Consider the following 13,826-nt stretch of genomic DNA (forward strand, 5'->3'; position numbering starts at 1 on the left):
CGGGTCAGCGAGAAAGACACACTGCTTCGCGAACTGCAGCACAGGGTGAAGAACAACCTGCAGATGATCACCGCACTGATCCGGCTGGAAAGCCGCAACGCTACCGAGGCCGACCGGAGACGGTTTGAGCGCCTCGCCGGTCGCGTCGACGCTTTGGCGATCCTCTACCAGACGCTAACGGCCGACGAGCCGAAGGAAGAGGTCGACCTTGGTGTGTATCTCAGCCAGATCGCGTCCGCGGTGATGAGCTCGCATGCAGTCGAGGGAATCCGGCTGGATTTGAAGGTGGATNTATCTCAGCCAGATCGCGTCCGCGGTGATGAGCTCGCATGCAGTCGAGGGAATCCGGCTGGATTTGAAGGTGGATACATATCCGGTGTCAATAAACGTCGCGATGCCGGCGGGACTGGTCGTGAACGAATTGCTGACCAATTCACTAAAACATGCCTTCCGGGGGCGCGACGGCGGCACGATAATGCTGCACAGCATCGTCGATGGCGACGGCTGCCGGGTTATAGTGGCGGACGACGGAATCGGCCTGCCGGAAGGCGAGATGTGGCCCAAGCCAGGCAAGCTTGGAGCGCTGATCGCGCGATCGCTGACCGAGAACGCCAAGGCGCAGCTAGCTGTCGAGTCCAGCGCCAACAAAGGGACGAAGGTGACCATCGTTTTCAAACGGTCGGCGGCAGCAAGCTGAACGATTGCTGTCGAACATAGCAGGCTGGCGGCTGGCTTCATGTCGCGGGTTTGAGCAGGTGCCTGCAAATAGGCTAGGCGCCCTTCACGGCCTGCTTCACATGGTCGAAATTCCGTCGAAGAGCGGGCAGCTGCATTCCGCGGGAGAAGCAGGATGGAGTAAGCGGGGCGTTTCCCTCGCTTGGGCTGGTCCAGCGTGACCGGCTTCAAGACAGCGGCAGGTGGCGCAGCGAATATTCTCCAATCAGCTCCATTGTCCGCCAACAAGACTGCTGCGTAGCCTGTGTTCGCGCAACGCCATTTTGCCGGACTTCAGCAGCCCGGGACCTGAGCGGAATTTACACCCATGCGGTCGATTGGCCGATGCTCGCCAAGCCTCGACAATTGCTCTATGCTCTCCTTGGCACGGCATGGTCGTGATTGCGACACGGAAGGCTGTTGTCCTGTGGGGGGGTTCATGTTCGAAGTCGTCGGAGACTGGAAAACGGGCTCGAGAAGCTGGTTCGCCCTAAACACCCTTGGCTTGATCGTCGCGATATCGGTGCTGTTGTTGCCTGGGCTGGAAAGCGCGAATGCACAGACGAATTGGACACTCGACCCGACGGCCTCCGTGCTCACCTACCAGTCGGTCAAGAAGAACACGATCGTCGAAACCAACAAGATCAGGAACATAGCCGGCACTCTTTCTTCGACGGGTGAGGCCAAGATCACCTTTGACCTCAACTCCGTCGACACGGGTGTCGACCTTCGCAATGTCCGCATGCGGTTCCTTTTCTTTGAGACATTCAAGTATCCGTCCGCCGAACTGACCGCAAAAGTGGACCCTGCCGCATTGGCCGACCTTGGGACCAAGCGGAGGGTGAAGGCAGTGCTGCCGTTCCGCCTCAACCTGCACGGGGTCGACAAGGATCTCGAGGCCAATATCGTCGTGACCATGATCAGCGACAGCATGGTCTCCGTCGCTTCGGAGACACCTGTTGCCGTGCATGTCGAGGACTTCGGACTGCTGCCGAATGTCGACAAACTGCAGCAGGCCGCCAATGTGACCAACATTGTTCCGACCGCTTCGGTATCATTCGATTTCGTGTTCAACGCCGACGGCAGCAAGCCCGCTGCCGTGCAGACAGTCGCGGCAAGTACCGCCGACGTCGGACCCGTCCCCACCGATGCCGCGAAAGCGAACTTCAGCGACGAGGAGTGCCTCAACCGGTTCGCGGTGCTCTCCCGCACCGGGGCCATCTACTTTCGGTCGGCGAGCGCGCGGCTCGACAACCAAAGCCGTCCGCTGCTGGCGGAGGTGGTTGGCGTGGTGGGCAAGTGCCCCGGCCTGAAGGTAGAGGTTTCCGGCCACACCGATTCCGATGGTTCGCCTGCCACCAACAAGCTGCTGTCGGAGCGCAGGGCCCAGGCCGTTGCCGATGCCATCGTTGCCGCGGGTATTGCACGAACGCAGATTACGGCAACCGGTTATGGCGAGGAGCGGCCCGTTGCGGCCAACGATACGCCGAAGAACAAGGCGCTCAACCGGCGGATCGAGTTTTCCGCCACCAAGCTCGTCAACTGAGGAAGGACCTCTTGTTCCGGTGGGGCTTCGATCTGATTGCCTGTTTTGGCAGTGCCCTGCGCGCGATTGGGCTGGTGACACTCTCGCTGCTATTGACATTGACGGCAGCCGATGCCGAACGCCGTGTTGCTCTGGTCCTTGGCAACTCCCAGTACCAGCATGCGCCGGCGCTGACCAACCCAGTCCGCGACGCGCAGGCTGTTGCCGACCGCCTTGCCAAGTTGGACTTTGAAGTCGTCTCCGGTTTCGATCTGACCAAATTGCAGACCCAGACCACGATTGCGCAGTTCGCAAAGCAGGTGCGCGGCGCCGACATTGCCCTTTTCTTTTACGCCGGCCACGGTTTGCAGGTCTCAGGCAGCAACTACCTGCTTCCGGTCGATGCTGCCTTGGAAGACGAGACCTCGCTTGATTTCGAGGCGGTGCCTGTCGAGTTCGTTTTGCGGCAAATGTCGCGCGAGACCAGCATAAGACTGATTTTCCTCGACGCCTGTCGAGACAATCCTCTGGCCGAAGTGCTGGCAAAGGCCGCCGGCGTCAAGGGAGCGAGAAGCGGGCTTGCCGAAATCCCGATCGAGAATGGCGGCGCGGGCACGCTGGTCGCGTTTTCCACGAGTCCCAATCAGGTCGCCTATGACGGATCGAGCGAACATTCGCCGTTCACGTCCGCGTTGCTTGCCCATATTGGGGCTTCGAACGTCTCCATCACCGACGCGATGAACATGGTCACCGCCGATGTCTTCAAAGCAACCGCCGGCAAGCAGCGCCCGTGGATCAATGTTTCGCTGACCACCGAGGTCGTTTTGCACAGGGTCGATCTCAACGCGCCGCTGATCGTCGGCGAAGCGACCGCTCCGCAACAAGCGGAAGACAGCTCGGATGGGCGAAACGCCACCGCAAATTCGTCAGGCGAGGATGAGGCACAGCTTGCACTTAATGTCCTGCGTCAGAAAATCCCGAGACTGGCTTCGGACGATCCGATCTTTTTCGACCGACCTGTCGATTTTGGAGATCCAAAGATCGACGGCAAGAGTATCGCCGAGCTGATCACGGGCAAGCCGCTCTTCACTCCCGTGGAAGGGCTCGACAAAGCGGTTTGGCAGCGCAAGCACTGCAATGGCTGCCATGAGTGGGATGAGGTTCGGCTGTGCGAACAGGCGAAGAATTTCGCCGCCAACGATGTCTCCGTGCTGCGCCTGCAACATCCGCTCGGGACGCGCTTCAAGGTGGCGCTGGCGAAGTGGGCGCAAGGCGGCTGCAAGTAAGATCTGGACCTTCGGTTCGAAAATTCCTGGTCAAATAGGCGAGGACCAATCCCCATCTAGACATTCGTCGTGTGCGGAAATCAGGAAATGGCGCGCTCGAGTGCCACGGATGAGCTCCACAACAGCGTGTCGGCGTGCACCATGATGATGGAGATGAACAAGATTCCTTTCTGCACGAAGCCTTCTAAGGAGGCTTATATGCGGCAGATGTTGAACGGCGCGCTACGCTCGACGGTCGGCAAGTCAAACGCCCTTAACGATGCCGGTTACGGCGCCGCGCCGGCAAGAATTGCCATTCCGTTGTAAGACTTCTGAGCGAGCCAGATGAGAATAGCAGCGAACTCAAAGGCTCCACCAACGCAACGTACCCGACTACGCGCGTTCTAGTGAAAGGGCGCCATAGCCGATCTGGGGGTGGCCTGATGACAAATCGGAGCAACAGGGATGGCAAAGTTTAAAGAAGCCCTTGAGCGCGGGAAGGAAGCTCGCCGCCAGCAGGAGGAGCCTGTCGTCGAGGTTGGAGGTGGCAAAACGAGATGCCCCCATGGCGGACTTCAGCGAGCAAGCAAAGGCTTGGTTAGACCACGTCGTGATTGCAGGGCTGGAGGCGGCCAGGGCTGACGTGGCGGGCGAGGTGACTATTGACATAGACACTGCGCCACCGGGCACGTCAAAGCCTTAACACCGTCCATTCGTTTCCAAATCTACAGGAAAGGAGAATTTGAGAAGGCGCCCCGAAGAACCTTTACGGTCAACGTTAAGGTGAGCGGGGCGGCGTCCGTCTTCGCCAGTGATGGTGAGGGTACAAGCTGGTCACCGCGCGAGCATTTCTGCCACATATTTCCGACCTCCCATTCCACACGAAATCGTTTGTTGACCTCTCCTAAGTTCCCGGCAAGATGACCCTAGGGCACCGAGGGGTCGGGTACCATGGATACAGCGCCGGGAGGCATTACGCCTGAAGCTATTGCCAGAGCCGTTAAGGCCGCGTCGGACGGCAACGTGGTGTCCCTTAGAACGGCCGTAGCGGCCCTCCGGGCCCTGTGCCCACACGCAGACGAGACGGACCTCGAACTGTGTGAAATTCTGATCGATCTGGCGACACATGATGGAAGGGCCGTCCTGCTCGACACCAAAGAATAGCTAAGGAACAAATCGGTTCGCCCGGAGGTTCGGACCTATTCGCATGTAGGGCCGGCCATGGCTCAGGCCGACGAGAGGAAGCAGAAGCTTATCGCCGACCTCATACGACGGTGGATCACGTCAGAAGCCGTCCGCGACTACCTTCGCAAGGCGCTAAATCTTCCGGTAGAACAGGGGCTTCCGGGTGAGCACAAGTCTTTGCTGATGAAATTGATCGAGCCGACAAAGAGTGACCGCATGATTGGGTTTCTTCGGTCCTCGTCGGGGCGGAAGTAAGCCGTCTAGCGTACCACCTCTGCAACGCATAGGCAGCAGCAACAACTGATGAAGTGGACCAAACGTGGGCCGTCAGTGGGACCTCGTGGTGCGCCTTTGCGTCATTAATGGCAGATGGCAAGAAGGAGGGGGCTCTGCGCTCATTCGATCAGGACGGGGGCTGACGTGACCAACTCCGCTCTAGCTGATGCCGCCATCACGAAGAGCACGGACAGCCTTCCGACGATTGATCAGTTCAGAAGGCAATCGTCAGGTGTTGCGCAAGCGGCCAGGTTGGAAGTCGATCAAGAAATGCCGGAGCACTTTGCCGTATTGCTAGCCGCGCTTGACCCAGCGAGAGCAGGAACTGGCTGACGAGCCTTCGGCGAGCCTGCGTACATCGAATTGATTTCAATGTGGCCCGTTGTGGCAACGCCACACCAAGATCGCGGCGACCCAGGGGCAGCAGCATATTGCGAGACCTCATCTTCGAGGGCTGAGGCTGGTGGCCCGCACAATCCACCCGATGCCCGCCCTCTAGACCGAGGAAAGCACCGAGACGAAGGGACGGAAGACGGTAGCCAACCCGCGGATGAGAATCTGATCAACCGTCATCTCTGAGTTCCACTCTCGGCCCTGTGCAGTTCCAGCCTATCCGACCCCTTTGGACATTCGCGCCAAGCAGTTGTTCCCTCTCGCCTACAGCCCAGACAGAAAAGATGCGAGGCTAGTATGCGTCCGCTGATTGGCGCAGCGCCTCGATCTCGGCCATCTGTAAGCCCATTTCGACAAAGGCAGATAGAACGGCAAAACGGTCCGCCAGTGCAACACGCGCGAGCCCTGCCAGAACTCCGGCATTGACGGCATGGGCGGCAGGAAGCGGCTGTAAGGCCGGTGGCAAGGTTGTGCGGCCGACGGATCCGCCAGTACCTAGGCCATTGTCACGCCATCGCGCAGCCAAGGCAATCCAGGCGCCCGGGGTTGTAGGTGGCACTGCCGCTGCCTGGCCCAGCGCCGCACGATGGTGGGCGCTGCTCGGTTCGCTCACCCAGTTGCTGACGAGTGCGAGCAGTTTTTGATCGGTTTCATCCAGCAACTCGCTCAAATGCCCAAGGCATTCATGAGCCCACCAGACCGCAGCCCGATCCGGCAGCAGGTAGGCACAAAAGGTGATTGCCTCTTCGGGAACGCGCCCGGCGAGGAGATCGCGGCAAAAATCGATCGAACGCTGGTCGGTTGGAAGGGTTTGCATGTCTCGGGCAGCGGCGGGACAAGCCATGAAAAGATCTCGTGCCGTTTTGAATCGGAGCCCGTTGCCCATGACGCCACGCTTTCATCGAGAGCCTGTCGGCACTCAAGCCCGCAGCGCGGCGCGGGTCAAGTCTCAACTTGCGGCGGGGTGATGACCGGCGACACAGCCGCGGCACGGTATTTCCCGCAGACAATTGCTTCGGAATTTGGTATGTTCACGGTTGGTAATATCGGATGCTCAACAGGAGTACCGCTATGCGGTGGGCCAGTTCACCTTTGGTGTTGGCGGTCATGGTTTTCTCGACCCATGTTTGCGCCGACCCTGTCCAGAAATCAGAAGACATCGTCAAGTTTTTTGCCGGCGCGGCCGATCTCGGCAAGTCGCGTGGAATTTGTGTCGGCACCGAGGAGCAGTGCAAGAGCAGGACCAAAGCAAAAGACGGACTCGCCGAGAAACCCAGTCTCGACATGCTGATCAATTTCGGGCTCGATTCGGCCGAACTCGACGCAACCGCGCGCGCCGAGCTCGCGGAGTTTGCCAAGGCCCTGAAGGACAATCGGCTGAGCAGTTTCCACTTCGTCGTCGAAGGCTATACCGACGCTTCCGGACCGGCAAACTACAATGAGCGGCTCTCACAGCGACGCGCGCAATCTGTGACGTCCTTCCTGACATCAAGCGGCATTGAGGCTGCCCGCATCAACCCGATCGGCCTGGGCGAAGCGCATCCGCGCAGCCCCAACCCGTACGATGCTGTCAATCGCCGGGTGGAAATGCGCATAAAGACCGAGTAGCGAAACTCTGGCCCATGCTGCCGGAAAACTGTGCGGCAGTTTCGAGCCACAACTGCTTTGCCGCGAGCAGGCAGCCGTTTGAATGCTGCTGTCAGTCCTCCAGCACGCCGCCCATCACCACACTGGCGCCGAATTACAGAGCCTTGGTCGGGAAATCGCTGACCCCGCGGACCAATCGGTCTGCGCCTGCGAAGCGGCTGCGACTTGCGACGCCATGCCCTGGCTCAAAGCGCATTCTGAACGGTGCTCAGCATCGCCGTGATGACCTGTTTGTACTTTGCGAACTCGGGCGATGTCTGCCGGACCTCAGTGGTGGTCGTCGTCTGCTGGCTCGCCGCGGTCGTGGCTGGGCTGAGCTTTCGACCCATCTTCCTTTCGGCCCAGTCCACGACATAGCTGGCGGTCTTGCCGGTGAGAAAGGGATTGGCCTGGATGACGGCTGATCCGAGCACGGCGCTCAGTTGCGCCGAACCCGACGCCGACAGCACCTGATGCGCGCCCTCCATGCCGAGGAAATGGCACAGATAGAGCCGGCCGGCTGTGATCTGGTGGCCGCGCGCCCGAAGATAGGCTTCGCCCTCTCGCGCCAGATTGCGAACCATCTCGCGCGAGATCGTGGCGTCGTAACGCAGGGCAAGCAGGTCGGCGGTCGAGAGCGTGCGTGCAAGTTCAGGGCGGTATGTATTCATCATACGGATCCAGGTCTTGGTGATGAATTGGCCGGCACCGGTCGCTGAAGAATTCGGGTTCTTGGCACGGGCACTGCCGCCACTTTCGACATGGACGATGCGGTCGGTGAGCGTTTCCACGGCGGAAAAGTCCGAAGCGACCGCAGTAACTGTGCCCAGCGGGTCGATCGCCGCGCCATTCTGGTAGAGTTCGAAATGCAGGTGCGGTCCGGTCGACAGTCCGGTGGTGCCGATGTAGCCGATGATGTCACCTGCCTTGACCTTGGTGCCGACGCCGCCCACGATTGCGAATTTCTGCATATGCGCATAGCGCGTCTCGCGCCCGTTTCCGTGCGAAATCTTGACCAGATTGCCATAGCCGCCCCCATCGCCCTGGAAGCTGATTTCGCCATCGAAGGCGGCTGCGATCGGCGTGCCGACCGGCGCCGCCCAATCGACGCCCTTGTGGATGCGAACGGTGCCCAGAATTGGGTGCTTGCGGGGCCCGAAGGTCGAGGTCAACACCCCGTTGACCGGTGTGACCATGCCGTTGGTGACCGTCAGCGAGCGGACCTGATCGTCGCCTGTCACGCATGCAAACTGGCCATCGCTCTGCTGGAAAACGAAACAGTCGAGAGTTTTTGTCGTGCCCTGGACACCCACATACAGCACCCGCCCAACGCCTTCGTCCTTGCCGCGCGGCGTCTGCGAATAGATCAGCACAAGACGCTGGTCCTCGCTTGCGAAGGCGTCCAGATCCTGGCCTCTCGACAGATACATGATGGCTTCGCCGATCACGCCGGTCGGAACGCTGTTGCGTGCCGCTGTCGAGTAGATCGCGTCGAGCAGACGATATTGCCGTTTGTGGGCGCCTTCCGCCGGCGCGCCCGAGTAGTTGAAAAGATCTTCCCGTACCCAAGGATCAACGCCCGAAACGAACACGCCCGCGGCATTGCGCGTCAGCGTACCGACAAAGACGTTCTTGGCGTAGATCGACACCTGCATGAGGGACATCGTTGTCGTCTCGCGGTTGGGTCGGTATCCACGCATGGCCACGACATAGCCCGGTTCCAGGCCGTCCCGGCCGAAGAGCGCCTTCAGCGCCTCGCCTGCCTGCTTGGCGTCGTCGGCGGAGAAATGTGCATCGAGCGCAACGCTATCCAGACTGCGATCGTTGAGGATCTTCACGAACGTGTCTTCCGTAGCCTCGAACCGCTGAAATTCGTTCGTGACAGTTGCGACGCTGGTGTTGTTTTCGATCTGGGTCTTGTGGAACGCGGGAAGAGCTGCATCGCCTGCTTCGATTGTTTCACCCCAGCCGGCCTCCGGGTCATCGGCTTCGGCCAGTTGATCGGCGGCAGGGGCGGGTTCATCCGCGGCAGGAGATGGCTCAAGATCGTTCTGCAGATCGCTGGAGGCTGCGGGGGCCGTCTTTCGTTGCGCCTGGAAGAACGCAAAATCCTCCTGCGTCGACGGTATGGTCGTCATAAATTTCTCGCTGGCGCTAAGCATGACGTCGGACAAGATCTCGATCTGTGGCGAAACCCCGGCCTGGTCGAGTTCGGCCGGACGCGGAACAACGCGGCCTTTCGTTGCGGCGTCGGAATCGGGGGCGAGCGTGATCCACATCGGATCCCCCGCCAGGCCGATAATGGCAGGCACATAAACAGAGGCATCGGCCGGCACATCGTCGGCTCCTTCGACCGCATGCAGATCCTCGTCTTCGTCGCCAAACGACCAATAGTCCGCGGTGAGGTAGAAGCCGGCGGCAATCGAACACAGGAAAACTGTGGCGAAGCCGGCAAGAAGCCTGCGCCAAAAGGTGCGCCGGCGGAGGGCAGCGCGTGCTTGCTTTTTCTCCTTGAAGCTGGTGTCGATAGCGTGCGTCACGGACTGCTTCCGGTCAGGAAAAACGTCCACCGCACCTGTTCAAGCGTATCGACTTCAACGAATCGCGCAGCAATATGGCCAAGCTGCCAGCATTCGTCGATGCCGCGTATCGAGAAACGTCGCCGCTCAATGCACATTTCGGTCGATCCCGTCAGGATGGCGTGGCCGAAAACGTCAGTGGCGTAGAGGTAGATGTAGCGGTTCGTCAGTTCCTCGCGGATGACGTTCACGCACTGATTTGCGCCGATGGTCCACCACCCATCGGTCTGATCGGCATTGTCGACCTCCTGGCCGACGGCGAGGTTGACGACGTCGAGCGTCTGATTGCACACCGTGAATTCGGCGCGCGCTTCGTTGCATGAGAGCACGCCCAGCAACGCGGCGGCCGAAACGACCGCGAGCCTCATCCGGGCCCTCGAGGCAAGCAAGGTTAGAAGCCGACCACGCTGCTTTAAGGGCAGGTCGGAAGACGAGCGGGGCAAACGCGAGCTACGGAGTTCCATCGGACGCCCATGCTACCCGCCGAGCCGGAAATACTTGGCGCTGGCCGAGAACTTGGATCCGTTGGCCTCGATTTCCTCGAGAATTTTGGGCAACAGCTGCGAGGCTGGCATTGGCGTGGAGAACGCAGCCGCCTGGATATCCTGGGGGCCGGTGATCACCATGATGATCTGCGGCACGGCCTTGCCTGCAGCCCTGTCGGCGGCGCCGAGACCGATCGGGATGCTGAAGGTAGCCTTGTCCGATTGTACGACCATGCGGTCATCGAGGTTGAACATCATGCCTTTGTGGTCGATCAGCAGCACGCTGGAAATGAGCCCGCCACGCGTCACCAACGTACCGCTGATCGGTGTGCCGTTCGGCACCGATGTTCGATCGAGAACGAGCTGCGGCTTTTCGCCAGCAGCCTGCCCCAGAAAACGCAGGAAGTTGGTGACTTCGCACTGGCTCGGCTCAATGAGGCGCACGTTGATGTCGGGCTCAACGTGGAACTTTGCCTGGAAATCAGCCAGCATCTGCTCGAATGGCTGGACCGCGGTTCCAAATCCTTCGATGGCAGCGGTCTTATCGGTTATGGAGGTCACGGCGGCGTAGAAACAGTCGCCACCGCTGAAGTCGCGAACCCACGAAACACGCTGCGCTATATCGTCGATCACAGGGGCAACTTCCGGCTTAGGCAGGTTCAGGGCAACCATGGCCTGGTCTGGTTCTCTGGCCGCCGGCAGGTCGGCCTGCTGCTCCTTTGCCCTCGTCGCATCCGCCTGGCGTGCAGCCGGCTCTGGAACGGGCGCTGCTGGTATGGCCTTCGCCGGCCGGCTCGCCTGGTGTTTGGGCGGCGGCAGGTCGGCCTGCTGCTCCTTTGCGCTCGTCGCATCCGCCTGGCCTGCAGCCGGCTTGGGAGCTGGCGCGGCCGGTTTCGCCTCCGCCTGGCTTGCCTGCTGTTCAGGCTTTTGGCTCGCCGCGGCGTCTGGCTGCGCCGCGGGCGGCGTGGGAGCCTTTTCGACCGGCGGGAGGGCTGGAGCAAGCTTGGCAGGCGGCGAGGGCGTATCGGGCTGAATTGACGGCGCTGCGTTTTCGGCCGGCGGTTGCGCCCCACTTGCCGACAGCTTCGACGTTTCCTGTATTTGCGGGAGCATCTTTGGCGACGCTGCCGGCGGCGGCGTTCGAGCCGCGGGGGCCTCCGCCTGACTTTCAGCTGGTGCTAATGTAGCCTCTGTTTGCGGCTTTGGGGCTGGAACCGCCTGTGGCGGCTCAGGGGAGTCCGTATCCTGGTCCGTCGCCAGCGGCTTTGACGCCTCTGCCTCAGGAATTGATGCTTCGGGGACAGGCCTTGTTGCTTGTGGTGCAGGTTGTGGTGGCTCTGGCGCGGAAAGCGAGGGTTTGCCGGCGGTTGGCGCGGTGGGTGTCGTAAAGCCGCTGAAATAAAGGCCGGCAAGTGAGGCGAGAGCCAATGTCGCGAAGGCAGAGATGGCGATGGCTCGGCGCTTTGTAGATTTTCCGCGAACAGCGCCAACGAGCGCACGTGGCGGCGCGGCGACCGGTGAGGCCCGCGGTTCGGACAACAGCGCTGGCCGGACATGCTGGACAAAGCGCTGCCCGCCCGAGCCTGCCAAAGGCGCGTCATGGCCCAAGACATTGGATGGCGGGGACGAGGCCTTCGGATCGGGCGCAAGGGTTTGCCCCGCTCGTGGCAAACCCGGCCTGCCGCGGTTTGGGACGAACGTCGGCGGCGTTGTCCCTTCGTCCTCGTCGCGCGTCATCCTGGCGATTTCCGCCATGCTCACCGGGCGGTCTCGCGGATCCGGCTGCAGCATGGCTTCAACAATGTCACGAAAGCCGTCGTCGATGTCGGACAGGTCGGGCACGGTCCGACGCTTTTCGATGATCTCGAATTGGGACCCGCTCATGTCGATCGGCTTGCCGCGCAGGGCGGCAACCAGCACCAGCCCCAGGCTGTAGATGTCCGACTGCTCGCTGACATCGCCGCTGTATAGCCCAAGCTGTTCGGGGGAAACGTAGTTGTACTTTCCCGCGAATTTTCCGCCGATCAGGGTCTCACCGCCGACGGTCGCCGATCGCGCGATTCCGAAATCGATGATCTTGGCCCGATCGACCCGACCTCCTGGCAAGATGATGTTGTCCGGGGAGAGGTCGCGGTGAATTGCTCCCGCCTGATGCACGGCGCTGAGACCCGACGTGAGCCGATGGCAGAGCCTGCGCACCTCCTCAGTCGGCATTGGGCCACGTCGCATGATGTCGTGTAGCGACTCGCCGTCGACGAATTCCATCGCAAGGTAGGGACGACCGATCCCTGGATCGATCGTGAAGACGTGATATCTCACGACCGCATCATGCGAGAGGTGATTGAGGATCGACGCTTCCTTGCGGAACAAGGACAAGATCGTCGGGTCGCGGGCAAATTCGGGCAGGACGATCTTGATCGCGACATGGTCGCCAGTCTGGATGTTGTGGCCGCGGTAGACCTCGCCCATGCCGCCGAATGCGATCCGCTCGTCAAGTTCGTAGATGCCGCTGAGCTGCGTGCCGACGGCGGTGTTGGCCAGCTGCGGCGATATTCGCGTCTTGTCGTCGGCGCTCATCAGCTCAACCCTCCGCTCTGGACAGATCAGGGTAGGGGGGGTGTCCATTGCTTCTGTTTGCGAATTTTACCAGCACAATCGTAACATTGTCTGTGCCGCCTCGCTCCAGCACCGTTCTCAGCAGAGCCTCACAGGCCGCCTGAGGTGTCGCAGACACGACCGCGGCGCCGATTTCGGCGTCGGTCAAATGCGCGGTCAGCCCATCGGTGCACAACACAAAGATGTCTCCCGGCATGATTTCCCCTTGCTGGAAATCGATGACGATTTCGTCGCTGACGCCTACCGCATGCGTGATGACATTGCGACGCGGCCAGGTGAGCGCCTCGGCTGCGCTGATCATGCCGCGGTCGAGAAGTTCCTGAACTTCGGTGTGGTCCTTCGAGATCTGCGAGATCGAGCCGTTGCGGATCAGATAGACCCGGCTGTCGCCCGCCCACAGGCATGCAAATCGCCCATCCATCGCCAACAAGGCGGCAACGGTGGAGCCGATGGTTATGCCGCGGGATTCGGAGATCCTGCGGATCTCGGCGTTGGCGCGGCTCAGCCTATCCTCGAAGCGCGCACGAAGGTCCGGGGCGGAACTGGCAATGCCGATCGTGGCCAGATGGTCGACGATGCTGGCTGAAGCAACCTCTCCTGCTTCATGCCCACCCATTCCGTCGGCCACCACCCACAGGCCGGTTCGCGGCTCGACCAAATAGTTGTCTTCATTGTGCTCGCGGACACAGCCATTGTGGCTTACGCCGAAGCTCTCAAAGGAAAGGGCGACATCGCTCAACTTGCCACCAGCGCTTCTCGAAGCGTCCTCTGCAGCGCACTCTCAGGCGCTCGCTGGCGCCACTTTGCCACAGGCTCGAATATTAAAATATCGAAATCTAGCGTTGAGCGCGTGACCCTTATGGGGAGGTCCCACTAGAAAGAGCTCAAGTGATGATTTGAGGGCGCGACAGCGCTCCGTTGCCTGGTCAACTGCGCATGCTGCGATCTCCCCGTCTGTCTCACAACATGCCGGTGCCTAAGTGTTCCAGCTCATCTCACAAACATCCAGGCAGCCGGTCAGGTACTCCGGATTGTGCGGAATGATGTCGTGTAATCTCGCCATCATCGGTGCCCCAGAAGGCCACCTGGATGCCACTGCCGAGTACCCCGGCTTCTTTCAGGATCCGAGTGAGCGGCGTGCCCACCCAGCGCGCATTGCCGA

9 protein-coding genes and 3 pseudogenes are annotated in these 13,826 nt (G+C 60.8%); 5 read left to right on the plus strand and 7 right to left on the minus strand.

What is annotated here, in order from left to right:
- The 4 genes and pseudogenes from X760_RS76460 to X760_RS60315 all read left to right on the plus strand — a co-directional run.
- Positions 1-291 (plus strand): annotated as a pseudogene (locus tag X760_RS76460) (sensor histidine kinase); the annotation flags it as partial.
- A gap of 1 nt (position 292) precedes the next feature.
- A pseudogene (locus X760_RS76465) lies at positions 293-697 on the plus strand (ATP-binding protein); the annotation flags it as partial.
- A 456-nt stretch (positions 698-1,153) separates the two neighbouring features.
- Entirely contained in the window at positions 1,154-2,260 is a 1,107-nt protein-coding gene (locus X760_RS60310) for an OmpA family protein (RefSeq protein ID WP_023720309.1), read from the plus strand.
- Positions 2,261-2,271: 11 nt separating this feature from the next.
- On the plus strand, positions 2,272-3,525 hold the full coding sequence (locus tag X760_RS60315; protein WP_023720310.1) for a caspase domain-containing protein: 1,254 nt from the start codon (positions 2,272-2,274) through the stop codon (positions 3,523-3,525).
- A gap of 372 nt (positions 3,526-3,897) precedes the next feature.
- Here X760_RS60315 and X760_RS76470 read toward each other — a convergent pair whose 3' ends face one another.
- Positions 3,898-4,173, minus strand: coding sequence for a hypothetical protein (locus X760_RS76470; protein WP_156948118.1), 276 nt, complete (start codon positions 4,171-4,173; stop codon positions 3,898-3,900).
- 1,477 nt (positions 4,174-5,650) lie between these two features.
- Positions 5,651-6,244, minus strand: a complete 594-nt coding sequence (locus tag X760_RS60340; protein ID WP_031194381.1) for a hypothetical protein — start codon at positions 6,242-6,244, stop codon at positions 5,651-5,653.
- Between the two features lie 221 nt (positions 6,245-6,465).
- On the opposite strand from X760_RS60340, the gene X760_RS60345 reads away from it, so the two are divergent.
- On the plus strand, positions 6,466-6,966 hold the full coding sequence (locus tag X760_RS60345; RefSeq protein ID WP_023720317.1) for an OmpA family protein: 501 nt from the start codon (positions 6,466-6,468) through the stop codon (positions 6,964-6,966).
- Positions 6,967-7,190: 224 nt separating this feature from the next.
- Here X760_RS60345 and X760_RS60350 read toward each other — a convergent pair whose 3' ends face one another.
- From X760_RS60350 to X760_RS76475, 5 genes and pseudogenes are all read right to left on the minus strand, one after another.
- Positions 7,191-9,524 (minus strand): M23 family metallopeptidase, encoded by a 2,334-nt coding sequence (locus X760_RS60350; RefSeq protein WP_023720318.1) that lies wholly within the window; start codon positions 9,522-9,524, stop codon positions 7,191-7,193.
- Entirely contained in the window at positions 9,521-9,931 is a 411-nt protein-coding gene (locus X760_RS60355) for a DUF1036 domain-containing protein (RefSeq protein ID WP_023720319.1), read from the minus strand. Before X760_RS60355 ends, X760_RS60350 begins: the two co-directional genes overlap by 4 nt.
- Before the next feature lie 108 nt (positions 9,932-10,039).
- Positions 10,040-12,625 carry a serine/threonine-protein kinase gene (locus X760_RS60360; protein WP_023720320.1) on the minus strand — a complete coding sequence of 862 codons (2,586 nt, stop codon included), beginning with the start codon at positions 12,623-12,625 and terminating at the stop codon, positions 10,040-10,042.
- Positions 12,626-12,629: 4 nt separating this feature from the next.
- Complete coding sequence (locus X760_RS60365) at positions 12,630-13,403, minus strand: PP2C family serine/threonine-protein phosphatase (protein WP_023720321.1); 774 nt, start codon at positions 13,401-13,403, stop codon at positions 12,630-12,632.
- Between the two features lie 256 nt (positions 13,404-13,659).
- Positions 13,660-13,824, minus strand: a pseudogene (locus tag X760_RS76475) (hypothetical protein); the annotation flags it as partial.
- Positions 13,825-13,826: the final 2 nt, after the last annotated feature.

The organism is Mesorhizobium sp. LSHC420B00, assembly GCF_000503055.1.
GTDB lineage: Bacteria > Pseudomonadota > Alphaproteobacteria > Rhizobiales > Rhizobiaceae > Mesorhizobium.